Source organism: Citrobacter sp. Cb028 (genome assembly GCF_030336705.1).
Classification (GTDB): domain Bacteria; phylum Pseudomonadota; class Gammaproteobacteria; order Enterobacterales; family Enterobacteriaceae; genus Citrobacter; species Citrobacter braakii.
In genome coordinates this window covers 141984-168405 of record NZ_JAOWCZ010000034.1, presented here as the reverse complement: position 1 = coordinate 168405, position 26422 = coordinate 141984, and the positions used below count along the sequence as shown (strand labels likewise).

Annotated in this window: 21 protein-coding genes; 5 read left to right on the top strand and 16 right to left on the bottom strand. The window is 54.9% G+C overall.

Annotation, left to right across the window (positions count from 1 at the left end; all coding sequences use genetic code 11):
• Positions 1-21: 21 nt before the first annotated feature.
• The 5 genes from OGV75_RS10320 to OGV75_RS10300 form a co-directional block, all read right to left on the bottom strand.
• Positions 22-1416, bottom strand: coding sequence for a DUF3999 domain-containing protein (locus tag OGV75_RS10320; protein WP_080858946.1), 1395 nt, complete (start codon positions 1414-1416; stop codon positions 22-24).
• Complete coding sequence (locus OGV75_RS10315; protein ID WP_286480633.1) at positions 1413-4055, bottom strand: DUF2339 domain-containing protein; 2643 nt, start codon at positions 4053-4055, stop codon at positions 1413-1415. Before OGV75_RS10315 ends, OGV75_RS10320 begins: the two co-directional genes overlap by 4 nt.
• Positions 4056-4191: 136 nt before the next feature.
• Entirely contained in the window at positions 4192-6060 is a 1869-nt protein-coding gene (locus OGV75_RS10310) for an amidohydrolase (protein ID WP_200010455.1), read from the bottom strand.
• A 21-nt stretch (positions 6061-6081) separates the two neighbouring features.
• A complete protein-coding gene (locus tag OGV75_RS10305) occupies positions 6082-6627 on the bottom strand; it encodes an antibiotic biosynthesis monooxygenase (RefSeq protein ID WP_016152022.1) in 546 nt (181 codons plus the stop codon).
• Positions 6628-6801: 174 nt separating this feature from the next.
• On the bottom strand, positions 6802-7443 hold the full coding sequence (locus tag OGV75_RS10300) for a hydrolase (protein ID WP_047416914.1): 642 nt from the start codon (positions 7441-7443) through the stop codon (positions 6802-6804).
• Positions 7444-7716: 273 nt separating this feature from the next.
• On the opposite strand from OGV75_RS10300, the gene OGV75_RS10295 reads away from it, so the two are divergent.
• On the top strand, positions 7717-8619 hold the full coding sequence (locus OGV75_RS10295; protein ID WP_016152020.1) for a LysR family transcriptional regulator: 903 nt from the start codon (positions 7717-7719) through the stop codon (positions 8617-8619).
• Here the strand turns inward: OGV75_RS10295 and malZ are convergent.
• The 5 genes from malZ to phoB form a co-directional block, all read right to left on the bottom strand.
• Positions 8613-10430, bottom strand: a complete 1818-nt coding sequence (gene malZ, locus OGV75_RS10290; protein ID WP_080860280.1) for a maltodextrin glucosidase — start codon at positions 10428-10430, stop codon at positions 8613-8615. The genes OGV75_RS10295 and malZ overlap by 7 nt on opposite strands.
• 138 nt (positions 10431-10568) lie before the next feature.
• On the bottom strand, positions 10569-11942 hold the full coding sequence (gene proY / locus OGV75_RS10285) for a proline-specific permease ProY (RefSeq protein ID WP_016152018.1): 1374 nt from the start codon (positions 11940-11942) through the stop codon (positions 10569-10571).
• Between the two features lie 80 nt (positions 11943-12022).
• Positions 12023-13342: a branched-chain amino acid transporter carrier protein BrnQ gene (gene brnQ, locus OGV75_RS10280; RefSeq protein WP_016152017.1), complete on the bottom strand. Its 1320-nt coding sequence runs from the start codon at positions 13340-13342 to the stop codon at positions 12023-12025.
• Between the two features lie 405 nt (positions 13343-13747).
• Entirely contained in the window at positions 13748-15043 is a 1296-nt protein-coding gene (gene phoR, locus OGV75_RS10275; RefSeq protein WP_016155846.1) for a phosphate regulon sensor histidine kinase PhoR, read from the bottom strand.
• A gap of 50 nt (positions 15044-15093) precedes the next feature.
• Positions 15094-15783 carry a phosphate response regulator transcription factor PhoB gene (gene phoB / locus OGV75_RS10270; protein ID WP_003021496.1) on the bottom strand — a complete coding sequence of 230 codons (690 nt, stop codon included), beginning with the start codon at positions 15781-15783 and terminating at the stop codon, positions 15094-15096.
• Between the two features lie 190 nt (positions 15784-15973).
• Between phoB and sbcD the strand changes: the two genes are divergently transcribed.
• The 3 genes from sbcD to araJ all read left to right on the top strand — a co-directional run bounded on the left by sbcD (position 15974) and on the right by araJ (position 21679).
• Positions 15974-17176 (top strand): exonuclease subunit SbcD, encoded by a 1203-nt coding sequence (gene sbcD, locus OGV75_RS10265; protein WP_286480632.1) that lies wholly within the window; start codon positions 15974-15976, stop codon positions 17174-17176.
• Positions 17173-20319 carry an exonuclease subunit SbcC gene (gene sbcC, locus OGV75_RS10260; protein ID WP_286480631.1) on the top strand — a complete coding sequence of 1049 codons (3147 nt, stop codon included), beginning with the start codon at positions 17173-17175 and terminating at the stop codon, positions 20317-20319. The genes sbcD and sbcC overlap by 4 nt, the downstream gene beginning before the upstream one ends.
• 187 nt (positions 20320-20506) lie before the next feature.
• Entirely contained in the window at positions 20507-21679 is a 1173-nt protein-coding gene (gene araJ / locus OGV75_RS10255; RefSeq protein WP_286480630.1) for an MFS transporter AraJ, read from the top strand.
• Between the two features lie 27 nt (positions 21680-21706).
• On the opposite strand, the gene mak is transcribed toward araJ, so the two are convergent.
• On the bottom strand, positions 21707-22615 hold the full coding sequence (gene mak, locus OGV75_RS10250; RefSeq protein ID WP_286480629.1) for a fructokinase: 909 nt from the start codon (positions 22613-22615) through the stop codon (positions 21707-21709).
• A 91-nt stretch (positions 22616-22706) separates the two neighbouring features.
• Between mak and rdgC the strand changes: the two genes are divergently transcribed.
• The gene (rdgC, locus tag OGV75_RS10245; protein ID WP_003021479.1) at positions 22707-23618 is read left to right on the top strand and encodes a recombination-associated protein RdgC; all 912 of its coding nucleotides are present in this window, start codon (positions 22707-22709) and stop codon (positions 23616-23618) included.
• Positions 23619-23668: 50 nt separating this feature from the next.
• On the opposite strand, the gene ppnP is transcribed toward rdgC, so the two are convergent.
• The 5 genes from ppnP to OGV75_RS10220 form a co-directional block, all read right to left on the bottom strand.
• Positions 23669-23953, bottom strand: a complete 285-nt coding sequence (gene ppnP / locus OGV75_RS10240; protein WP_286480628.1) for a pyrimidine/purine nucleoside phosphorylase — start codon at positions 23951-23953, stop codon at positions 23669-23671.
• Positions 23954-24024: 71 nt separating this feature from the next.
• A complete protein-coding gene (locus tag OGV75_RS10235) occupies positions 24025-24702 on the bottom strand; it encodes an AroM family protein (RefSeq protein ID WP_016155840.1) in 678 nt (225 codons plus the stop codon).
• 247 nt (positions 24703-24949) lie between these two features.
• Positions 24950-25141, bottom strand: a complete 192-nt coding sequence (yaiA, locus tag OGV75_RS10230) for a protein YaiA (protein WP_016155839.1) — start codon at positions 25139-25141, stop codon at positions 24950-24952.
• A gap of 26 nt (positions 25142-25167) precedes the next feature.
• Positions 25168-25713, bottom strand: a complete 546-nt coding sequence (aroL, locus tag OGV75_RS10225) for a shikimate kinase AroL (protein WP_016155838.1) — start codon at positions 25711-25713, stop codon at positions 25168-25170.
• 185 nt (positions 25714-25898) lie between these two features.
• Complete coding sequence (locus tag OGV75_RS10220) at positions 25899-26354, bottom strand: YaiI/YqxD family protein (RefSeq protein WP_016155837.1); 456 nt, start codon at positions 26352-26354, stop codon at positions 25899-25901.
• Positions 26355-26422 lie beyond the last annotated feature (68 nt).

Genomic DNA, 26422 nt, shown 5'->3' with positions numbered 1-26422 from the left:
ATGCGGGCCTTTTTTATTGGTCTATGTCGGATTATCCTTTTTCACTTCACGCCAGATTCGCCACGCCATAAGCGCCAGTACGGCGACCCCAAGAATTAACGCCCCCCACACCAACAGCGTTTTCCACTGGCTTTGTTGCTCAGCTACTGACGTTGCCGTCAATCGCGCTTCACCACCAAGCGCCACGCTCTCCTGAAGAGTCGCCCACGGTAGATAATCTATCTCCTGCGATTTACGCAGCGACGCCGGGATCAGCATATCGAGACCAACATCAGCCTTTTTCGCCGCCCGGTTTCCCCACGCCAGCATATAAGGCCCTTTGCCCTGCGTATTAAACACCAGTTGATAACTGTCGCGCATGCCGCTCAACTCAGGCAGCCTCTCTGGCAACCGGGCGTTAATGGTCGTCATCCGGACGGCCTCAACCAACTGACCGGAAAGATGAATATCTTCCGCACTCCTCCAGTCCAGATTGTAAAGCATGGTTTTTGTCAGCGGCTGCCAGGGCTCTTTTTCAGCGCTGCGCCAGGCCAGTTCCACCGGTAAAACACCTTCACTTTCCAGATCGATGCGAAGCGAGGTCAGCGGCTGGGGCTGCGCCCATCGCCAGACGGCTTCGTCATCCGAAACCTTATTCCCCTGGGCTTCAATCACGATACGCTCGGATTCCGGCTCGCTGCTGGCCGCTATCGCGCTCACGCTGTTTAACGTCAGCGCCGGACTTTGCGAGTCGAGGATCACCAGCAGGTAGCGAGTCGCCTCCACAGAGAGCGTGAGGCTGGCGCTGATGGTGTCCATTTTCAGGCGATCGTTATCACGCGTCAGATCCATTAACGGCGCATCTTCCTGCACGGGTCGCCAGTAGCGCAAATCACTGCTTGCATAAACCGAGGCTTTCCCCTGCCAGTTGCCCGCCTGCGAGTCCCAGTTCAGGCGTAACTGCGCCAGTGAAAAGGCATCTTTCGTCTCTTCCGGGAGCGTCAGTAAATAGCTCTGGCCGAGCGCTTTGACATCATCACTTTGCAAATGAATTTCAATGCCGCTCTTCGAGCGTAAAACAATAGCGTCTCCGCCTCGTTGCCCCTCCTCACGCGGCACAACCGGTGACATATCAAGCGGGAAAAAACGCAGCGCCACTGCCTCTGGCGTAACGGGCTGGGTTTTCTGCGCCACCAGAGTAAACGGCACCGTCTCCCCCAGATGGTTAAAGACCCGGACATCGCGCAAATCCGCCCAGGCGGTACCCGGATACACCGCCGGAGGTAGCGAAAGGCGATACCACGGCGATGTGCCCGTAGTTTCCAGCGTCACCCCCGTTACGTAGTCCGCCGGAGACTCTTTCACTTCATCGCTGCTTACCGCCGCGCCTGTCACGCCCAGCAGTACGCTGCATAACACCGCTTTCATCCATTTCATTTTTCTTCTCCAGCTTTGGGCGGTAATGGTGAAAAATACCCGATAATCAACACCAGAATAGCCACACCGATAAACGCAACCGCGCGCGCCAGACCGCCGCCTCCTGCGCTGTCCACCAGCATCAGTTTCACAATGACTATCCCCAGCAATACCGCGCCACACAGCCATTCCCGACGCGAGCGGCGCCGGGTCGCCCGCAGCATCACCACCAATGCCGCCAGCATCCAGAACAGAGCAAAACAGGTTTGAATCAGCCGTGAATCCCATAGTGTGTCTACACGCCACGCAACCTCGCCATACCAGGACAATGCGCGCAGCAGCACACCATTGAGCCACCAAAAGCTGAGCGCCATCAGCGCCACAACCGGCCATGGGCGACATACCGAAAGCTGCGCCGGGAAATAGCGTTCAGACGCGCGATAAAACACCACCAAGCCCAGCAGGGCAAAAGCTGCGCCCTCTTCCAGCGGGTTGAGCAACGGCAGATAAGTCTGACGATAAACCACGCCATCTTGTAAATTGGTCAGCACGAGCAGACCGACCAGCACCAGCACAACGGGAACCATCGCCTGAACAGAATAGAGGGCCGGCCAGATGCGAAACGGCCAGATTTGTCGATGAACAGACTGATAAATCAGGAAAATAAGCAGCCCGCCAGCCGCCATCATCAGGCCGCTACCCCACGCGGCCCTTCCCCACGGCAGCCCCTGCGCGAACCAGAACAGCTCAACCGCGAGCGCCAGTAAAATCATCCAGAAGAACGATAAATGCGCCAGTCTGGAAAGCATTGGCGGTAATATTTGTGCGTCACGCCAGAGCAGCGCTACCGCAACAATTAGCGCCGCGCACCAGGCCAGATTCGGCCAGCCCGCCGCAAAAATCTGCTGTACAGCGATCTGATACATCAGCATCACCAGCATCATCGGCCACAGCAGCCATTTACTGGCATCCAGCTCCCGCCACGCCAGGCGACCCGCGATACTTCGCCAGCCCCAGCTCGATACCGCCATTAATGCCAGCACGCCAGACAGTACCCACCGCTCCTGTTTCAGAACGAGTTGCGATGCCGCAACGAGCGCAACAATCCAGAAAACCAAACCACCAGCGAGTAGCGCCCAACTGCCCGGCATCCAAATGTTGCGCCATAGCCATGCAGCAACCAGCCAACTGAGGCTGAGCACGGCAAAAATCAGCATGACTGAGAGCGCGGTTGTTCCGTTCGCCAGCGCCCATAGCGCGCTGCCCACGGCCAGCACGAGCAGCGCCGTACCGCTATAACTCATGCGTCGTTGCTGTTGTTGCACGCCCAGCCAGAGGATCCCAAGCCCCTCCAGCGACCAGGCCATCGCCGTCCAACGGGCTGAAAGCGCCAACGGGATAGCAAGAGTGGTAAACGCACCACCGAGCGCCAGGGCGGACAATACCAGAGGTCTCCCCAGAGAAGAGGAACGCCGCAACGCAAACTTTGCTAACACCAGATAGAAACCACCGTAGCCCAGCGCACTAAGCGCCGGACCATAAGCCATATGCCGGGTAATGGCATACTGCATTCCAAAACCGATCAGCGGTGGGGCAAACAGCAGTACGCCGTCAATAATCTGTTTGCCTTTTTCCTGCGCCCGGAGCGACAACGCCACGCTCAGCACGCCAAAAATAATCGTGTTGGCGATCAGGAACAGTTGGCAACTCAGGTAATACTCTGGTCGATAGCCCTCCAGGCCCCACACCCCGCCAACGCCGAAGGTGAACAACAGGCCGAGCAGATTAAGCTCCCGCCAGTGCTGCCAGATGCTGATGGCGAGAATGCCGACCGAGAGCAGAAGATAGAATGAGAAGAGCGCGACATGACTGCCGCCGCCGGTGGAAAGCAACAGCGGCGCGAGATAACCGCCAAGACTTGCCAGCATCGCCAGGCTGAGCGCCTTTTGCAGAATAGCCAGCCCCACACTCGCCGCACAAATCACCACCAGCAGCGCAAATGCCAGTGTCATTGGCAGCATTTGCCACAGCCGGAACGCGCCAAAGACGGTGAGATAGAGTGCTCCGGTAGCTCCCCCCTGTAATATCAGCGCATAAATCGGTTGCTTATGCCGCAGCTGCCAGCCCAACGCCAACAGCACAATAGCGAACAGCGCGGCCGCCACCAGACGCAGCTCCAGCGGAAACAGAGAATGTTCGACCGTATAACGCAGCAGGAAAGAAAGCCCCAAAAACAGGAGCAAAATACCGAGCTTTGCCAACGGGTTACCCTGCATAAACCAGCGCACCAGCGATGACATTACCCCGCCAAAAGCAGAAGGCCGCTCGACGTCGGGCGTAGATACCGCCGCATTATCCGGCTTCGGCTGTGAAGCCCACGGGTTAACGGGCTCTGGCGGCGGCTCAGTTACAGGCTCCGGCGATACGCTGCTCATCGCAGCCGTTGGCGCATCGGCAGGAACAATATCTTTTGCTGCCGTTGGCTCAACGGCGCTGGTCTGCGCCACACCGCGCAGCTCCAGCTCCTCTACCCGACGGCGCAAGACCATCAGCTCAGAACGTACAGCCGCACTGCGTCTGAATGCCACAATCGCGAGGCCAGGAACCACTACCAGCGCGAAGAATAATACAATGCAGCCAAGGGTTAGCAGCTCATCCATGTTTCCACCTTCACTGTATAAAGACAGACCAGAATGACACAAATTGTTGCAGTTGCGCCATATCGGTTAACACGATGAACCGCTTTTCAGAATAGACAATCAGCCCCTGCGTTTGGCCAGGGGCTGTGATGAGGGATTAAAACGCGAAGCAGGAGCAGCCAAGCGCGCCCCAGAAAGCCCGGTCATCTGACACCGGAATTGCCGATTTACGCGCTATATCATGCTGATGACCATGTACGCCGCAGCTGCCGCAGCACTGGTGCATCTGCACCATTGCGCCAATTTTCGCCGCAGCAGGCGGCGCTGAGCGATAGTGCCCCGGCACTTTTACCACCGGCGACCAGTCAGGTACAACTGGGATGGCTGGCGGCGCCAGCGGAGTGAAATGCCCGGCCGCATACACCACTTTGCCATCGACAATGGTCATCACCGACTCTATGCCTTTGATCTCCTCTTCCGGCACACTGAAGTAATCTTTAGACAGCACCACCAGGTCGGCCAGTTGGTCTTTCTCGATGCGCCCTTTCTTACCCTGTTCGCTGGAGAACCAGGCGCTACCGGCCGTCCACAGTTCCAGCGCCACATCGCGCGGCAGGCGATTGTTATCATCGTACATCGCCATCCCTCCCACAGTACGGCCCGAAACCAGCCAGTAGAGCGCTGTCCACGGGTTGTAGCTGGCCACGCGGGTGGCATCAGTCCCCAGCCCTACCGGAACGTCAGCCGCCAGCATTTTCGCCACAGGCGGGGTATGTTTGACCGCATCTTTGCCGTAGCGATCGACAAAATATTCGCCCTGGAACGCCATACGGTGCTGAACAGCGATCCCGCCCCCCAGCGCTTTTACGCGCTCGATATTCCGTTCGGTAATCGTTTCAGCGTGATCGAAGAACCAGTGCAGGCCATTGAACGGGATATCGCGATTCACCTTCTCGAATACGTCGAGCATTCGGCTGATGGATTCATCGTAGGTGGCGTGCAGGCGGAACGGCCAGCGGTGCTCCACGAGGTGGCGCACCACGCGCTCCAGCTCATCTTCCATACCTTCCGGCAGATCCGGGCGTGGCTGGAGGAAGTCTTCAAAATCCGCGGCCGAGAAGACCAGCATTTCCCCTGCCCCATTGGCACGGTAGAAGTCGGTCCCCTGCCCTGGTTTGAGCATATCGGTCCAGCGTTCAAAGTCTTCCAGTTCCTGCTGCGGACGCTGGGTAAACAAGTTGTAGGCGATGCGCACCGTCATCTGTTTGTTGGCGTGTAACTGCTCAATTATCTCGTAATCTTCCGGGTAGTTCTGAAAACCACCGCCTGCATCGATGGCGCTGGTCATCCCTAGACGATTCAGCTCGCGCATAAACTGCCGGGTCGAGTTGACCTGCATTTCCAGCGGCAGTTTTGGTCCTTTTGCCAGCGTCGAATAAAGGATCATGGCGTTGGGTTTGGCGATCAGCATCCCGGTTGGGTTACCGTTGCTATCACGCACAATCTCACCGCCCGCCGGGTCCGGCGTCGCCTTGGTGTAGCCGACTGCTTTCAGTGCGGCACGGTTCAGCAAAGCTCTGTCGTAGAGGTGCAGAACAAAAACTGGGGTATCCGGGGCAGCTTCATTCAGTTCTTCGAGGGTTGGCATGCGACGTTCGGCAAACTGGAATTCGCTCCAGCCGCCCACCACGCGCACCCATTGCGGCGATGGCGTTCTGTCAGCCTGCTCTTTGAGCATGCGCAGCGCGTCCGCCAGCGACGGTACGCCTTCCCAACGCAACTCCAGGTTGTAATTCAGACCGCCGCGAATGAGGTGCAGGTGCGAATCGTTCAGGCCCGGGATCACCGTATGTCCCTGCAGATCGACAACCTGCGTCCCGTCGGTGGCAAAACTCATGATGCGATCGTGGCTACCGGTCGCCAGGATCTTACCATTGGCGATCGCCACCGCCTCGACCTGCGGGTTTTGTCTTTCGAGAGTATGAATTTTTCCGTGAGTCAGAATCAGTGTGGCAGTTTGAGACATAACAATCTCCTGAGAAACCGGTCAGGCTTTTTTCAGCCATCCGGCAAACAGACGGGTTACGATGGGCATCCAGAACCAGACCACCAGCGCAACCACACAGGCATCATTGATCAGATGCAGGAGTAACGAGCCCTTCATGGCAGGCAGCACAATGCCGGTCAACCACGGCACCAAATTGGTGCTGGGAAAAATCACCAGCAGAGTTATCAGAAACTGTTTCCAGCGCCTGGGCTGACGTACATGGGGCGCGGGCGGCGTAAACCAGAACGCTGCTTCGGTGCGGATTTCGGTTTTATCCCCCTCCGCCAGCAGCGGGGCAATCTCTTCGACCAGCACGCGGCGCGTATCGGACTGGGTCCAGTTATACAGATGCTCCAGCGTGTCGAAGCGGATAATGATGTTCCACAAGTTGTTGCCATCTGCAGGACGAATCACATTCGCCCCCAGATGACCGGGAAACTCGGCCGCCACCGGCATGATTTTCCCCAGCCACTGCTCATACCGCTGCGCTTGTTCAGGCAGCAGGGTGTGGGAAATCACCAACGTCACATGTTTGTTCTGCGCCATAAAGGGTTCCTTGTGGAGAGGAAACAGGCCAGCTTAGGCCACGGAAGCAATACACAAAATCATTCATGGCGCATCGAAACGGCAAGATTGTGTATCCCCGGAGGCTGACAAAAGTTAGTGACCGGGGTTCGCAAACGAAGCCCACAAAGAGGCAACATGAAGGATGAGGTGTATTTAGGCTTTACGTTCCGGCGCGCCATGCACCATGGTGTAGGCGTAATCCACGCCCATACCGTAGGCGCCGCTGTGCTCACGTACCAGATCCATGACGGCGTCGTAGGTTTCTTTGCGGGACCAGTCGCGCTGGTACTCTAGAAGAACCTGTTGCCAGGTCACAGGTACGGCACCCGCCTGTACCATGCGGTCGATAGAACGCTCATGGGCATCCACGGATGTGCCGCCGGAAGTGTCAGTTACCACATAAACTTCGTAACCCGCTTCCAGCGCCATCAGCGCCGGGAAAGTCAGGCATACTTCGGTCCACAGCGCGGAGATAATCAATTTTTTACGCCCGGTCGCTGCCACGGCTTTCACAAACGCCGCATCTTCCCAGGAGTTCATCGAGGTGCGTTCAATTGGTTTAACATCAGGATGAACCGCTAACAATTCCGGCCAGATATAGCCGCTAAAACTTTTCGTTTCCACAGAAGTATAAATCACCGGAACATTGAATATTTTCCCGGCCTTCGCTAATGCCACGGTATTATTTTTCAAAGTCTGGCGGTCAATATTCGCCACACCAAATGACATTTGCGGCTGATGATCAATAAAAATAAGCGTTGAGTTTTGAGGGTCAATCAGTTCCCGAATAGACATAGCACACCTTCTTAATCAATAAGTTAAAAGGCAACGGTCTGTATCTGCCGTCAGCAGCAGGATCCTGAATCAGAAAGCTTATTGAGTATAGCGGGAAATTTCTAACGAGTTATTAAAGAAAACTTACCATCCAGTGAAACTATTAATTTTGTGTTGCGATATATCCTAAACAACATCAAAAAAATGCGCATGACTCATCTAATTTATTCACTGGCATTGTTTTTCTCCATTCGGTACAACAGAGGGGTTTAATTTTCAGGATATTTTCTGCTTATGCGCATCAATCTGGATGTTTTGCTAATTCTCGACGCACTCGATAAACAGGGTTCATTTGCCGCGGCGGCCGAATCGCTGTTTAAAACCCCTGCAGCACTCAGCTATATGATTCAAAAGCTGGAAAGTGATTTGAATATCGAGTTGCTTGACCGTTCCGGTCACCGGGCAAAATTTACCGACACCGGTCAGATGATGCTGGAAAAGGGACGTTTGCTGCTGAGTGCGGCAAAAGATCTCGAAAAGCAGGCGGTGCAGCTGAGTTCAGGCTGGGAAAAAGAGCTGGCGATTGCGCTGGACGACTCCTTCCCTTTCGCCTCGCTGTTGCCCATTATCGATGAATTTCACGCGCTGAATAAGCAAACCCGCCTTAACTTCACCCACCATACGCTGGCGGGCTCCTGGGAGGAGCTGACGCATAATGGAGCAGATATTATTTTGGGGGCGATTAATGAACCGCCTACGTCAGCGGCCTGGTCCTACAAAATGCTCGGCACGCTGGACAATGTGTTTGTCGTTGCGCCTGAGCATCCGCTGGCCGCAGCACCGGATGGCCTGACTAACGAACAGCTGTGCCTGCACCGGGCGATTGTCATTAGCGACAGCGCCCGCTTTTGTCATCCGTTACAAACCAATCTGATGGAGGAGCAGGCGCAGATTCGCGTTGATGATTTCCACAGTAAGGTGATGCTACTGCGGGCCGGCTTGGGCTGCGGATTTCTCCCCCGCCATATTGCTAACCCGTGGCTTGCCACGGGCGAGCTGGTGGAAAAAACGGTCATCTCATTTCGCCAAAAAGACGTGGCCTATATGGCCTGGCGCAATAACCGCGATGGACTGGCGCAGCGCTGGTGGCGGGAAACGCTGCTGGCAAGCCCGGATGTTACGCGCTTATATCAATGACCCATCCACACCGAGGCGGAAATCGCCGGCAGCGTCAGGATATCCTCGGCAAGCACGCCTTTGCCCTCCTGGTGCTGCCATTGACTGACGCTCAGTAATGGCGAGGCTGGCAGGACCACTTCACAGGCGTGGCCACGGTTAATCGCCACCAATACACGCTGGCGGTTTAGCACGCGTACAAACACCACCACGTTATCCTCGGCGTAAATCACCTGACAACCACCATGGCGCAGCGCCTGGCTCTGGTGGCGTAATGTTGCCAGCCGCTGATACAACGCCAGCAGGTTAGCGTCCTGTTTTTCAGGCTGCCACGGGAATGGTTTGCGACAAAATGGATCGTTGTTCCCATCCAGTCCCACTTCGTCACCGTAGTAAATACAGGGCACGCCAGGCCAGGTAAACAGCCACACCACCGCCAACGGTAAACGTGCGACGTCTTTACCGAGCAGAGATTTAAAACGGGCGGTATCGTGGCTGTCGAGCTGGTTGAACATCCGCAACTGCTGCTGATGCGACAAACCCGCACGATAGTTATCCATCCACGCCATACAGGTCTGGGCGTCAATGAATTGCGGATCGTATGAGATATCGGTATTGGCGAGAAATCCCCATATCGGGAAGGTAAAACCGCGATAGTTCATGGCGGCATCTTCCGCGTCGGCCTGCAACCATTGGCGCGCGTCGCCAAAATGCTCGCCCACCACATACGCCTCTGACTGGGTCTCTTTCGCCGCCTGCGTAATTCCGGCCACGTGCTGCAGGTTGTTGTGCGCACCACCGGCCTCTCCCAGCATATGCACCACGTCAAGACGCCAGCCGTCCATACTCCACGGCGCTTTCAGCCAGTGGCGAACGATACTGTCTTCGCCGCGATAAATTTCATTCACCAGGCTTTCAGAGGAAAAGTCCAGCTTGGGCAGGCTGGAATACCCCAGCCAGTCGAGCGCGACGCCGTCGGCTGAGAAATGATACCAGTCGCGCCAGGGGGATTGCGGATTATGGCACGCGCCATCCGTTCCCCGATTATGTCGGTCAAACCAGGCGTGTGAATCGCCGCTATGGTTAAAAACACCGTCGAGAATCAGGCGCATCCCCTGCTGTTGGGTGGTGTGACGCAGGCGCAGCAGCGCCCTGTCGCCGCCAAACTGCGGATCAACATGACGGTAATCTTCGGTATCGTATTTATGCACGCTCGGCGCGGTAAATACCGGATTCAGGTACAGCGCCGTGACGCCTAACGTTTTCAGATACGGCAGCTTTTCGCTGATGCCGTCCAAATCGCCGCCATAAAACGTGGAGCCACCGGCCTGGGCCGTAAGCGGTTCATCCCACTCGCGCCGCACAATATCGTGTCCGGCGGCGTGGTGGTAATAGACGTTATCCTGAGTCGCTTCACGCGACTGGCTACGGGCAAAACGGTCCGGGAAAATTTGGTAAAAAATCTGATCGGCGACCCACTGCGGACCGTTATCCGGCACATCAACAGCAAACTGCTCCAGACGCGCAGGCGGAAAACGGCTGAATCCCTGCGGGGTAAACCACAGCTGACGATCGAGCCAAAGTAATTTAAAGCTATAGCGTCGACGAGGCTGTCCGCTGGAGAGATCGATCGCCGCTCTCCACGCTGTCACGCCCGGCTGCGGCTGGCTGCGTTGCTTGTGCATACCCAGCGAAATCTCTTCGTTATCGTTTTCTGCGCGTAGCGTCACCCGCTGGGGTGGATTTTCCCCCGCCAGCCATAATGTAATCGTCAGTTGATCTTTGTTTTGCTTAACAAATGGGGCAACCGGAAGGTGCCAGGCGTTCAACATCACGTATCCCCTTTGATGATAATGACGTCACCTTGCCATAGCGAAGTGCAGGATCACTCATCATCTTAACGTTTATTGGGGGAGGAGTGTGGGGGAGGAGAAAATTGCCGGGTAACATTAAGCTACCCGGCAAAAATATTACTGCGCTTCAGCCAGTTGGCGCTCGCGACGGCGCTTGAAAACCCAGCCGGCAAGCAGCAGGATAATCCACGCAAAGCCGACGTATAGCGAAATGCGGGTATCCGGATGATAGCCGATAAGCGCAATGATAAAGACCAGGAAAATCAGGCCAATGACTGTCGTCACAACCCCACCCGGCACTTTAAATTTCAGCGCCTTAACCTCTTCCGGCGGCAGACGACGACGGAAGGCAATTTGTGACAGCAGGATCATAATCCACACCCATACCGTTGCGAAGGTCGCCAGAGAGGCGATCACCAGGAAGACGTTTTCCGGCATGATGTAGTTAAGATACACCGCAAACAGCAGCGCGATGGTCATCACCATCACCGTCACCCATGGCACGCCACGACGCGACGTCTTGGCGAACATTTTCGGCGCGCTGCCCTGCTCCGCCATACCGTGCAGCATACGCCCCACGCCAAAGACGTCAGAGTTGATGGCCGACAGCGACGCGGTCAGGACTACGAAGTTGAGGATCCCGGCGGCAAAGGTAATCCCCATATGCTGGAACGTCAGAACGAACGGGCTACCGTCAGTGCCGACCTGGTTCCACGGGTAAATAGACATGATGACGAACAGCGTCCCCACGTAAAACACGAGGATACGCATCGGTACGGAATTGATGGCGCGCGGAATAGATTTTTCCGGGTCTTTGGCTTCGCCAGCGGTAATCCCGATAATCTCAATCCCGCCGTAGGCGAACATCACCATTTGTAGCGACATCACCATGCCGAGCCAGCCGTTGCTGAAGAAACCGCCGTTGCTCCACAGATTATGGATACCGGTAGGCTGTCCGCCGTTACCAATCCCCCAAATGATGATGCCAAAACCGGCGACAATCATGATGATAATGGTGGCGACTTTAAAGAACGAGAACCAAAATTCCAGCTCGCCAAACACCTTCACGCTCATCAGGTTGATGGCGCAGATAATCAATACCACGCTGAGTACCCAAATCCAGTGCGGTACGGCCGGGAACCAGACGCCCATGTAAATACCAAAGGCAGTCACATCGGCAATAGCGACAATCAGGATTTCAAAACAGTAGGTCCAGCCGGTTATGTAGCCTGCCAGCGGTCCGAGGTTTTCCTGCGCATAGCGCGAGAAGGAGCTGGCTGCAGGGTTATGAACGGACATTTCGCCCAGCGCGCGCATAATGATATACGCCGCTACGCCGCCGATAATATAGGCCAGCAACACGCTTGGCCCCGCCATTTTGATGGCATCGGCCGAGCCGTAGAACAGCCCGGTACCAATTGCTGAACCTAATGCCATAAAGCGAATGTGCCGGGTGCTCAGCCCACGCTTTAGCTTGTTATTACTTTCCATCGATTCCTAACCTGTTAACACAATAAAAAACCACGGGGCCATGTTAATAGCCCCGTGGTTAAAACTTATTGTCAGTGATATTAGTGTGCGCTGGAGGTCACTTGTCGACCCGCTGCACGATCCCAGATAACTGCCAGGACCACCATCACGACTGTTGGCATCAACCACGCCAGCCCCTGCTCCGCCAGCGGTAAACGCTGGGTCCAGGCCGGTAACACGTCGCCAATTGCAGAAGCTTTAATGCCATCAAGGATACCAAAAATCAGGCTGATAAACATCGCAGGTGCAATGACGCGGGAAGAATTATGCCACCATGAGCGGGTAAAACTTAATACAACCAGTGCGATACATGGCGGATAGATAGCCGTCAGCACCGGAATAGAGATCTGAATCAGATGGCTCAGACCCAGGTTAGAGACCACCATCGAGAAGCCGCCGAGGATAAATACCAGCGTACGATAAGACAGTGGAACGTACTGGGCAAAGAACTCTGCGCACGCGCAGGTCAGGCCAACCGCGGTGACCAGACAGGCGATGAAAATCAACGCCGCCAGCAGGAAGCTCCCTGCGCCACCAAAGGTGTGCTGAACATACGCATGCAGAATTGCCGCGCCGTTAGCAGACTGATCGACCAGAATTGCACTATCTGAACCCAGACGGAACAACGCGAGATACAGCAGCGTTAAGCCCACACCCGCCATCAAACCCGCCCAAACGGTATAACGGGTCAGCAGACGCGCTTCAGTAACGCCACGCGAGCGAGCGGCGTTGACGATAACAATACCAAATACCATCGCGCCCAGCGTATCCATGGTCAGATACCCGTTCACGAAGCCATTAGAAAACGCAGCAGTTTGATAGGCTTCCATCGCATTGCTGATTGGGCCTGCTGGCCAGACGATTGCGGCGACAGACAGGACCACCAGCGCCAGGATTTTCAGCGGAGCCAGGAAATTACCAACCGTATCCAGCAGTTTGCCCGGATACAGCGAAACCAGAATCACAATCGCGAAATAGACCACGCTGTAGATAAGCAGTGGCAGCGCGGAGTCACCGGTCAGCGGTGCAATCCCGACTTCGAAAGAGACCGTCGCGGTACGCGGCGTAGCAAATAACGGTCCAACAGCCAGATAGCACACGGTCGCCAGCAGCAAACCAGCGACTTTACCGATAGGCGTGCTCAGTCGGTCCACACCACCACCGACTTTCGCCAGCGCGACAACGGTAAGTACCGGCAGGCCAACGGCGGTAATCAAAAAGCCAAAAGCCGCAGTCCAGACGTGTTCACCTGCCTGCAAACCAACCATTGGGGGGAAGATGATGTTACCTGCACCAACGAACAGTGCAAATGTCATAAATCCCAAAGCGATAATATCGCGCGATTTTAACTGATGGGTCATAAAGTCTTACTGCCTGTGGATGTGGTGTTGAAAATAATAAATTTTTGCCTTTCCCTGGGGGACAATACAGCGGCATTTTTGCTCAATTCCAGCGGGAAACACTCCCAGACTGGCGCGGCGAAGAATAGTTTTTCGATTTACCGCGTAAATGCAGTCGGTATGACAGCACCTGGAGCGCAATTTAAACGCTTATAACGTTTTAAAGCAAGGTGGGATCCAAAAACCAGAACAATATAGCGATATGAAAAATGGGGTTAGCACAAAACACCATTTCATGGAAAAAGGTATGGGTAATAGTTCGAACAAAAAACAACCAAACGTCGTAAAATTCAGGATGGTTATATTGACCGCATAGAAAAAGCCAGCTTGCGCTGGCTTTTGGAAAGATTATCTTACGAATGCGCCTTAACCGTTAATTTTGGCAATTAAACGTTCCGGGATCACGAAACTAAATCGCGTCCCAACGCCTGGTTCGCTTTCGATATTCAAGCGACTGTCGTGATGATGCAGCGCATGCTTAACGATGGCCAGACCAAGTCCGCTGCCGCCCGTTTGCCGCGATCGCGCCTTATCCACACGATAAAAACGTTCGGTTAAGCGTGGAAGATGCTCGGCGGCAATGCCTGGACCGTTGTCTTCCACGCAAAACTCCGCCCCCGACGCCACATGCTGCCAGCGTACGGTAATGTGCGTTCCCGCTGGCGTATGGTTCACCGCGTTGTAGACGAGATTCGAGATAGCGCTACGCAACTGCTCCTCGTTACCCCGCACATTCAGGCTGTTATCAACATCAAAGGTAAACGTATGTTTTTGCTGGCTCAGCGTTTGCGCTTCGTGTTCGAGCACGCGCAGCATCATGGGCACATCGACCTTCTCATTGAGCAGTAGCGTCGGCGCAGCCTCAATTTTTGACAGCGTCAGCAGCTGTTTCACCAGCCCTTCCATGCGATACGTTTGTTCACGCATGGTATGCAGCGCTTTTTCACGCGTCGTCCCTTCCAGCGGATGCTCCTGCATCATTTCCAGGTACCCTTGTAACACCGTCAGAGGCGTACGCAGTTCATGGCTGGCGTTGGCGAAAAAGTTACGTCGTGAACCTTCCAGTTGATGCATCTGGGTAACGTCGCGCGCCACCATCAGCAGTTGCTTATCGGTATAGGGCATCACGCGAATTTCCAGATGCCGTCCGGTATTGAGTACCAGATTGATCGGTCGGCTAAAATCGCGCGTTTTCAGATATTGTGTAAATTCCGGGTAGCGCAACAGGTTAAGAATATTTTGCCCGCTATCGTCCGGCCAGCGCAGTCCCAGAACCTGCTGGGCCAGTCCGTTACACCAGAAGATACCGCCTTCTTCAGTGGTCAGCACCACCGCGTCGGGTAGCGATTCCGCCCCGCTGCGAAAACGTTTAATCAGATTACCCAGTTCACGACGGCGCTTTTTGTTGCGCAGTTGCATTTGATGCAGCCCGTACAACAACGGCTCCCAACTGCCTCGCCCCGGCGGCGGCGTCATGCTTCTGTCGACCCATAGCCACCAGGACAAACGTAATAAATTCCAGAAATGCCAGATAAGCAGGCCCGTTACCGACGCCAGTAAAAACCAGGGCAGGTAACCGAAAAAAGCGCTAAGGATAAATGCCGGTATGCAGCACAGGATCAGCTCCAGTACCAACCTTTTCCATGACAATCGTTCTAGCAAACGTCTTACTCCCTATACGGCCTATTCCTTCAGGCCCTGATTCTTGTCAGTCAGAAGCGGGTTGAAAAACGATATCCCGTCCCGCGAACCGTCTGCACCATACGATCGTGTCCGCTGTGCTCCAGCGCCTTACGTAAGCGGCGGATGTGCACATCCACTGTCCGGTCTTCCACGTACACATTGGTTCCCCAGACATGATTGAGGAGTTGCTCGCGACTGTAGACACGCTCGGGATGAGTCATAAAGAAGTGCAACAGTTTGAATTCGGTCGGCCCCATATCCAGCGGATCCTCGCCGGTCATCACGCGATGCGAGGTGGGATCAAGGCTTAGCCCCTGCATCTCTATAACCTCTTCCACCGCCATCGGTGAAATACGACGCAGAACTGCTTTAATACGCGCCACCAGCTCCTTGGGAGAAAAGGGCTTGGTAATATAATCATCCGCGCCGGTTTCCAGCCCCCGGACGCGATCTTCCTCTTCCCCCCTCGCCGTCAGCATCATCACCGGGATATCCCGCGTCATCGCTTCGCGCTTGAGATGTTTAATAAACTGTAGACCCGAGCCGCCTGGAAGCATCCAGTCAAGCAGGACGAGATCCGGCCAGGGTTCATTGAGTTGGTTCACAGCACTGTCATAGTCTTCGGCTTCAACGGGTTGAAATCCGTTTTGCTCGAGCACGAAGCAGACCATTTCACGAATTGGAGCTTCATCTTCTACGACCAGAATACGTCTCGCCATGATTTGCCCTGTTTGTAATTAAATCGTTTGCCATCAATACAGTGCCATTATGCGTCAGTTTTATGACAGATTTATGAAAAGATAGTCCAGGTTTAACGCAGCCCGGCGAATTATGACAGCCCGGAGACAAGATATTCCCACTCGTGAAGGGTTATAATCCCCGCCATTGTTTTATCGTCATGGAACTCTTATGCGCATCCTTCACACGTCTGACTGGCATCTGGGCCAAAACTTCTACAGCAAGAGCCGCGCCGCCGAGCATCAGGCCTTTCTCGACTGGCTGCTGGAAACGGCACAATCCCAGCAGGTGGATGCCATTATTGTGGCAGGCGATATTTTCGATACCGGCTCACCACCTAGCTATGCCCGTGAGCTGTATAACCGTTTTGTCGTCAATCTGCAGCAAACCGGCTGTCATCTGGTGGTGCTGGCAGGCAACCACGACTCCGTCGCCACGCTCAATGAATCCCGCGATATCCTGGCGTTTCTCAACACCACGGTGGTTGCCAGCGCTGGTCATGCGCCGCAGATACTGCCGCTACGCGACGGTACGCCAGGGGCGATCCTGTGTCCGGTGCCTTTTTTACGTCCGCGCGACATCATCACCAGCCAGGCTGGGCTGACAGGACAAGAAAAACAGCAGCATTTACTGGGCGCAATCACCGACTATTATCAGCAGCAGTATCAGGATGCCTGCACGCTGCGCGGCGACCACAATCTTCCCATCATTGCGACCGGGCATTTGACCACCGTCGGAGCCAGTAAAAGCGACGCCGTACGTGACATTTATATCGGTACGCTGGACGCCTTCCCGGCGCAAAACTTCCCACCGGCAGACTACATCGCACTGGGACATATTCACCGGGCGCAGATTATCGGCGGCACGGAACATATTCGCTACTGCGGCTCGCCGATTCCTCTCAGTTTTGACGAGTGTGGCAAAAGCAAATGTGTACATCTGGTGAGCTTTGACGCGGGGAAACTCAGCGCCGTTGAAAATCTCACCGTGCCGGTTACGCAGCAGCTTGCGGTACTGAAAGGCGATTTAGCCGCCATTACTACCCAGCTTGAGCAGTGGCGCGGCGTGCAGCAAGAGCCACCGGTGTGGCTGGATATTGAAATCACCACCGACGACTACCTGCATGATATGCAACGTAAGATCCAGGCCTTAACCGAAGATTTACCGGTAGAAGTGCTACTGGTGCGCCGCAGTCGGGAACAGCGCGAACGCATTATGGCCAATGAACGACGTGAAACGTTAAGCGAGCTGAGCGTGGCAGAGGTTTTTGACCGCCGCCTGGCGCTGGAAGAACTCGAAGAACCGCAGCGTGAGCGGCTTAACCAGCTGTTTAGCGCAACCTTACAAACGCTTGCCGGGGAGGCTGAAGCATGAAAATTCTCAGCTTGCGCCTGAAAAACCTCAACTCCCTGAAGGGAGAATGGAAAGTCGATTTTACGGCAGAACCGTTTGCCAGCAACGGGTTGTTCGCCATCACCGGGCCAACGGGCGCGGGGAAAACGACCCTGCTGGACGCAATTTGCCTTGCGCTTTACCACGAAACGCCACGCCTGAATACCGTGTCACAGTCGCAAAACGACCTGATGACCCGCGACACCGCGGAGTGTCTGGCCGAGGTCGAGTTTGAGGTGCGGGGCGAAGCCTACCGCGCATTCTGGAGCCAGAACCGGGCGCGCAATCAGCCGGAGGGCAATCTGCAGGTCCCTCGCGTAGAGCTGGCCCGCTGCTCCGACGGTAAAATCCTCGCCGATAAGGTCAAAGATAAGCTGGAGATGACCGCCGAGCTTACCGGGCTGGATTACGGACGTTTTACCCGTTCGATGCTGCTGTCTCAGGGGCAGTTTGCCGCATTTCTCAATGCCAAACCGAAAGAACGCGCCGAGCTGCTGGAAGAGCTGACCGGCACTGAGATCTACGGCCAAATCTCCGCCATGGTATTTGAAAAGCACAAATCAGCGCGTACGGAACTGGAAAAACTGCAGGCCCAGGCCAGCGGTGTTGCGCTGTTAGCGCCAGAACAGCTGCAATCTCTGACAGAAAGTTTGCAGGTACTTACTGACGAAGAAAAACAATACCTTACCAGCCAACAAGCCCAGCAGCAGCACCTCAACTGGCTCATGCGGCAAAATGAGCTACAGGCGGAGATAAACCGCCACCAGCAGGCATTACAGGCTGCACTTCAGGCGCAGGAAGAGGCGCAGCCGCAACTGGCGGCGCTGAGTCTGGCACTCCCGGCCAGAGCGTTACGCCCACACTGGGAGCGAATCCAGGAACAAACGGCTACGATTGACCGTACGCGACAGAAGATTCAGGAAGTGAATGCTCGCTTACAAAGCAGCTTAGCGCTGCGCGGACGTATTCGTCAGCAGGCACAAACGCAGTCGGCCGCTATGCTCGCCGGACAGCAAACGTTAACCGACTGGTTGAAGGAACATGACCGCTTCCGTTTGTGGAGTAGCGAACTGGCAGGATGGAAAGCGCTGCTGGCCCAACAGTCCGACGCCAGCGCCCAACTGCGCCAGTGGCAGCAGTTGCGGGAGAACGACACGCGCAAGCTCGATGCGCTGGCGCTTCCCACGCTGACCCTTTCGGCACAACAGGTAACGGAAGCGCTGGCGCAACATGTGCAGCTTCGTCCGTTACGCCAGCGGCTGAGTAATCTGCACGGGCAAATCGCCCCGAAGCAAAAGCAACTGGCGCAGCTACGCGCCACGCTTGTGCAGCGTCAGCAGGAGCTGGCCCAGCGCAATGCGGTGCTTACAGAAAAGCGTCAGCGCTATAAAGATAAAAATCAGCAGCTTGCCGATGTGAGAATCATTTGCGAGCAGGAAGCCCGGATCAAAGATCTGGAAAGCCAGCGGGCACTATTGCAATCCGGCATGCCTTGCCCACTTTGCGGCTCCACCACGCACCCGGCGATTGAGCGCTATCAAACGCTCGAACTGAGTGTGAATCAGACACGGCGTGGAGCGCTGGAAAAAGAGGTCAAAACGCTAGCCGATGAGGGGTCAACGCTACGCGGTCAACTTGAGGCGATAACCCAGCAACTTCAGCGCGATGAACGCGAAGTACAAACGCTTTCTCAGGAAGAGCAAGCACTTACTCAAGAGTGGCGGACCGTCACCGCCAGCCTCAACGTGACGCTGCAACCGCAGGATGACATCGCCCCGTGGCTTGCCGCCCAGGAAGAGCACGAGCAGCAGCTTCACCAACTGAGTCTGCGTCATACCCTGCAAGCGCAAATCACCGCACACACAGAGCAGATTACTCAGCTCCAGCAGCATATTGACCAGCGTCAGGCAACGTTAACCGCCGAGCTGGCCCGTCATGGTCTGTCCCTTCCGACCGAGGCTGAAGTCGCCTCATGGCTGAGCGAACGGGCGAACGAAGCGCAAATGTGGCAGCAGCGCCAGAACGAACTGACTGAATTACAGGCCCGAATCGCCCAGCTTGCGCCGGTGCTGGAAACGCTGCCTGAAACCGATGCGCTTGGTGAAAACATTGAGAATCTGTCGCTGGAAAACTGGCGGCAGGTGCACGACGATTGCCTCTCTTTACAGGGGCAGTGGCAAACCTTACAGCAGCAGGAGGCGCAGGAGGTTCAGCGCGCTGCAGAAATTCAGGCGCAGTTTGATACCGCATTGCAGGCCAGCATCTTTGCCGATCGCGACGCCTTTGTTGCCGCCCTGCTGGATGAAGATACCTTTAACCGCCTTGAACAATTGAAGCAATCACTGGAAGGCCAGCGACAGCAGGCGCAAACGCTGCTTAATCAGGCGCAGCAGGCGCTGGCGACTCATCAACAACAGCTACCAACCGGGGTGGATCTCACGCTCACCGTGCAACATCTTCACGACGCGCTGGCGCAACTCACCCAGCAGCTACGGGAGAACACCACTCGTCAGGGCGAAATTCGCCAGCAGCTCAAGCAGGATGGTGAAAACCGCCAGCAGCAGCAGGCGCTGATGCTCGAGATTGCGAAAGTCGCACAGCAGGTCGAAGACTGGGGCTATCTGAACGCGCTGATCGGCTCGAAAGAGGGAGATAAATTCCGCAAGTTTGCCCAGGGGCTGACGCTGGATAATCTGGTCTGGCTTGCCAACAACCAGTTGACCCGTCTGCACGGTCGCTATCTGTTGCAGCGCAAGGTCAGCGAAGCGCTGGAGCTGGAAGTGGTTGATACCTGGCAGGCCGATGCCGTGCGTGACACGCGTACGCTTTCCGGCGGCGAGAGCTTCCTCGTGAGTCTGGCGCTGGCGCTGGCGTTGTCCGATCTGGTCAGCCACAAAACGCGAATTGACTCCCTGTTCCTCGACGAAGGTTTCGGCACGTTGGACAGCGAAACGCTGGATACCGCCCTGGATGCGCTCGATGCGCTCAACGCCACTGGCAAAACCATTGGTGTCATCAGCCACGTTGAAGCGATGAAAGAACGCATTCCGGTGCAGATCAAGGTCAAAAAAATCAACGGACTGGGCTACAGCAAACTCGATAAAATGTTTGCAGTTGATGCCTGATAGCAGCTCAGCACCTGGAGGCCGGATATGCGCCAGCGCTATCCGGCACAGCACATAGCACGATCGTGAATACACAAAGACGGATATGAAATGGCATTCCACTTCGCTTATCCGCAAGCTATCTCTATTGGCGGCGAACGTTCGCCGCTATGGCGCACATCGTGCGTCTTTCTTGTTGGCAGGTGGTATGAAAAAAGTCATTTTCTCTTTAGCTCTGGGGACATTTGGGCTGGGCATGGCCGAGTTTGGCATCATGGGTGTACTCACCGAGCTGGCGCGGGACGTGGGAATTACCATCCCTGCCGCTGGCCATATGATTTCGTTTTACGCTTTTGGCGTGGTGCTGGGCGCGCCTATTATTGCGCTCTTTTCCAACCGCTTTTCTCTCAAGCATATTCTGCTGTTTCTGGTCACGCTGTGCGTGATCGGCAACGCCATCTTCACCCTCTCCTCCTCATATTTAATGCTGGCGGTGGGCAGGCTGGTTTCCGGCTTTCCACACGGCGCGTTTTTTGGCGTTGGCGCGATTATCCTGTCGAAGCTGGCCCGTCCGGGAAAAGTCACCGCCGCCGTCGCGGGCATGGTTTCGGGTATGACCGTTGCTAATCTGATTGGCATTCCCATCGGCACCTGGCTGAGCCAGGAATTTAGCTGGCGCTACACGTTTCTGCTGATAGCCGTCTTTAATATCGCCGTGATGGTCTCGATAACTTTTTGGGTACCCAACATCAGCGATGAAGCAAAAGGGAAACTGCGCGAACAATTTCACTTTTTGAAAACCCCCGCCCCGTGGCTCATCTTTTCCGCCACCATGTTTGGTAACGCCGGGGTTTTCGCCTGGTTCAGCTACGTCAAACCGTACATGATGTTCATCTCCGGCTTTTCCGAAGCGCTGATGACCTTCATCATGATGCTAGTAGGATTGGGGATGGTGTTGGGAAATCTGCTGAGCGGTCGCCTTTCTGGCCGCTATACGCCGCTGCGTATTGCGGTAATAACCGACTTTGTAATTGTGCTGGCTCTGCTGCTGCTCTTTGCCTTTGGCGGGATCAAAGCCGCTTCGCTGATCTTCGCCTTTATTTGCTGCGCGGGCCTGTTTGCCCTGTCGGCGCCGCTGCAAATTTTGCTGCTGCAAAATGCTAAAGGGGGTGAGCTGCTGGGTGCGGCTGGGGGGCAAATTGCCTTTAATCTCGGCAGCGCGATTGGCGCCTGGTGCGGTGGTATGATGCTGACGCTGGGCTTTGCCTACAACTACGTGACGTTACCGGCGGCGCTGCTGTCGTTTTCTGCAATGTCGTCGCTGCTGCTCTACAGTCGCCTGAAGCGCAGCGTATCCCAGATGACTCCCGTTGCCGGATAGCCTCTGCGCTACCCGGCAACGCGAACATTACTCCTGCGGCCACAACCAGGCCGCGCCGCGCACGCCGCTGGAGTCACCGTGCAGCGCCTTGCGTAGAGGCGTTTCACACTCGCCGCCAAAGACAAACTGTTTAATCAACGTTGGCACGTTTTGATACAGTCGGTCGACATTGCTCATTCCGCCGCCCAGCACGATTACGTCCGGATCGAGAATATTCACCACATGTGCCAGTGATTTCGCCAGACGCAGCTCGTACCGACTCAACGCCTGTTCCGCCTGGGCATCCCGGGCATTAACAAGACTGATAATTTCACTGCCCTTGAGCGACTGACCGCTCAGACGCTGGTAGTCGGTGGCAAAACCGGTTCCGGAAATGAAGGTTTCAATACAGCCTTGCTTGCCGCAATAGCAGGGCACTTCCTGCCGATAACGCAGTTCGTCTTCGTCCATCCACGGCAGCGGATTATGCCCCCACTCGCCCGCAGTACCGTTCCCGCCCGTGTGCGCCCGGCCGTTCAGCGCCACTCCAGCGCCACATCCTGTACCGATAATCACCGCAAACACGGTTTGCGCCCCCGCCGCTGCACCATCAACGGCTTCAGAAACCGCCAGGCAGTTGGCATCATTTGCCAGCCGCACTTCGCGATTCAGACGCGTACTCAGGTCTTTGTCAAAAGGTTGCCCGTTAAGCCAGGTCGAGTTGGCATTCTTCACCACTCCGGTGTAGGGCGAAATTGAACCGGGAATGCCCATCCCCACGGTTCCTGACTGCCCGGTGGCCTTTTCCGCCATCTCCACCAGCGCGGCGATGGTTTCTATCGTTTGCCGATAATCATCACGCGGCGTGGGCAGGCGATGGCGAAAAAGCTGTTCGCCTGCATCGCCAAGCGCGATAACTTCCGTTTTCGTACCGCCTAAATCGATACCTATACGCACTGTTTGCTCCTCTTCCCGATTAACAATGCAAGCATAGCGACAATTCGCTATCATGCCCGCTGGATTTAACGACAAGGCCGTGGAAATTATCATGCTGTGGTTCAAAAATTTAATGGTTTACCGTCTTAGCCGCGATGTTTCTTTGCGTGCCGAAGAGATGGAAAAACAGCTGGCATCAATGACGTTCACCCCTTGCGGTAGCCAGGATATGGCAAAAATGGGCTGGGTTCCGCCGATGGGATCGCACAGCGATGCATTAACGCATACCGCCAATGGCCAAATTATTATCTGCGCCCGCAAAGAAGAAAAAATTCTGCCGTCGCCGGTTATCAAACAGGCGCTAGAAGCCAAAATATTCAAACTGGAAGCTGAGCAAGGTCGCAAACTCAAGAAGACCGAAAAAGACTCGCTGAAAGATGAAGTTCTGCACTCATTGCTGCCGCGCGCCTTTAGCCGTTTCAGCCAGACGATGATGTGGATCGATACCGTCAACGATCTGATCATGGTTGATTGCGCGAGTGCGAAGAAAGCCGAAGATACGCTGGCGCTGCTGCGTAAGAGTCTCGGTTCGCTGCCGGTCGTTCCGCTGACGATGGAAAACCCCATTGAGCTGACGCTGACAGAATGGGTTCGTTCCGGTACAACGGCACAGGGATTCCAGTTACTGGATGAAGCTGAACTAAAAGCGATCCTTGAAGACGGCGGCGTGATCCGCGCGAAAAAGCAGGATCTGGTCTGCGACGAAATCGCCGTGCATATCGAAGCGGGCAAACTGGTCACCAAACTGGCCCTCGACTGGCAGCAGCGCATTCAGTTCGTGATGTGTGACGACGGCTCTATTAAGCGTTTGAAGTTTAGCGACGAGCTGCGCGATCAGAACGAAGATATTGACCGCGAAGATTATGCTCAGCGTTTTGATGCCGATTTCATCCTGATGACGGGTGAACTGGCGGCGCTGATTAAAAGTCTGGTGGAAGGATTAGGCGGCGAAGCGCAACGTTAAGCCGTACTTACCGAATGGCGGCATAATGTCGCCATTCGTCATTTCTATGCTTACAGATAGCGGCAAAGATAGGATGTTGGCTCTGCCACCTGCAGATGAAACTCACTGTTGCCCGGTACGTTGAACACGTCCCCTGCGGCATACACCTTCCACTCAGTTTCCCCCGGCAGCAGCACGTTCAGTGCGCCGCTAACGACAGTCATCTCTTCAGACGCCGCAGTACTAAAGGTATATTCGCCTTCAGCCATCACGCCAACACTGGCGCGGCCAGTACTGCTGCTGGTAAAACCGATCGATTTTACTTTGCCGGAAAAGTATTCATTACTTTGAAGCATACAACTGGCCCTATCTCGTGATTAAGTTGAGAACCAATATAGGGGGCTGACGTTCCACCTGTCACGCAAAATTACGCCAACAGCTCCGAAGCCAGTCGGGCAATCAACACATTAGACAGAAGAACCGGGACATCCAGCGATTTTTGCAGTAAATCTCGATGGCGTTGATTGAACCCCAGACAATCCAGCATGATCACATCCGCGCCTTGCTCCAGCAGTTCTTTCCCGGCATCAATCAATTGTTGTTCGGTACCTTCGATCGGATTCGCCACGGCATACACAGGTGGAGTTTGTAACACCTGCCATTTTTGCGTCTGGGCTTTGAGCAATTCGGTGACGGGGACAATAACCCCGACCTGATGCCCATCGACAATCGAGGCCACCAGCGGGGGGATAATACGTAACGGCTCCAATAGAATGCTATTGCGGGCGGTCAGGCGAGCGATTGAGGCGGTACTCATCAGCAGGATCACGTCAAAGCCCTGGTTATCCAGCACCTCCACGATACTTTGCAGTGAGCGCTCAACCTTCTGGCGTGAGACATGAGCAAGTTGGTGGTCGCTGAGCAGCGTTAATAAAGGCTCGTCACCGGGCGAAACGCCGTACTCAGCCATCACATCTTCTCGCCGCATCTGTCCAAGCAGACTGTGGTGAGTAATGTGCTGTTCATCGATATATTCCGTCAGGAGCGGTAACACCTCACACATCGGCACCACGCCAATCGTGAGGATAGCCAACGACGCACTCATTTGTTGCTCCACCATCTTCTTACTTTGCTGTGAAATCCCGGGCAAGTGCCGGGCGCTGACCTGCGCTACAAATGCTCAAAAGCGTAGCAGCTGAGCGGCGATGTATTGTGTAAAGATTCCAAATCATTCCGGTACTGGATTGTTATTGCTTAATTTTCAATTTTAACGGTATACGGCGAAATTTAAGAAAATGTGATGAACGCCCGTCCTGGCACTGTTCAGACTCGTGCCAGGACGGTGCTTAATATCAGGTTTTATCGGGGTCTTCGTAGCGTTTTTTGGCATCCATGGCTTCCTGCGCAGAAGGATGCTCACTGATCAACGTATTCGGTTTAGGGTGATCGGCTCGAAGTTGATACCAGGTTACCGTCTGGCCTGGCGTCCCCTTTTCAACCGTAACAATGTTCGCTTGACGTGGGTAAGGTGGTTTTGTCGGCATAGTTCTTCCTTTTCACTGGATGAACATTAAGTATAGACACCGCCCTGTAACCGTGGCGCTGCCTGCGCCAGTATCTCAAGAATGTCTTCCACCACCTGCGCAGGTTTATGGGTGGCATCAACGATGTAGTGCGCAGCTTCACGGTACAGAACATCGCGCTGAGCGAGCACTTCCTGCACCTCTTCAGTCAGCGGCTTACCGGTTAAGGTTGGGCGCAATCCCTCTTCAGGCGTGGCCTCCAGACGATCAACCAGTACTGATACCGGTGCGCTTAAATAGATAACCACGCCGTGGCTGCGCATGTAATGACGATTAAATTCGGTAAGAATGATGCCGCCGCCGGTCGCAACAACCGTTGCCGGGGCTGTGACGGCCTGCAGAGCGCTCGTCTCCTGGGCACGAAACCCTTCCCATCCTTCCCTTTCGACGATCTCCGCCACGGTCATCTGCACGTGCGATTGCAACCAGCGATCGGTATCGACAAACTGGAAATCGATAGCCTTCGCCAGCGCCATACCGGTAGTTGTCTTACCACACCCCCGGGGGCCGACAAGATAAAGAGGTTGCGTCATTACAGAAATTCCCCAGGGAGCCGCGAGCGAGCGGGATCTGATGCGGTTAAAGATATAATCATATCACCAAACTAGTACATCGCCAAAACGTAAAGAAAAAATTACATATAGGGTAGCTGTACCTATTAACCCCTACTATAACAAGAATTCACCATGAATAAAGTGTAAATAATAAATTACACGCTTTATTTTCTGCGCTGTACTTCCAGCCACCACTTATCAAGCTCAGCAGCAAAATGCTGCCTGTCTCGTGGTGAAAGGCTGTCCGGCCCGCCGGTCTGAATACCGCTGGCGCGTAGCGTATCCATAAAATCACGCATCATCAGACGCTCACGGATCGTGGCTTCGGTATAACGTTCACCGCGCGGATTAAGCGCCGCCGCACCTTTTTCAATGACTTCCGCCGCCAGCGGGATATCCGCTGTTATCACTAAATCACCGGCACTACACTGACGTACAATCTCGTTATCCGCCACGTCAAACCCGGCGGGAACACGTAATGTGCGGATAAACCGCGAAGACGGGACGCGCAAACTTTGGTTGGCTACCAAAATAAGCGGCATCTGCATGCGCTCAGAAGCGCGGTACAAAATATCTTTAATCACATTCGGACACGCATCGGCATCCACCCATATTGTCATAATTTCTCCCCACTAATGTGCAGTTGCACATTGTCGCGTGCTTTTACTTGCAGGCAAAGTGCTGTTTA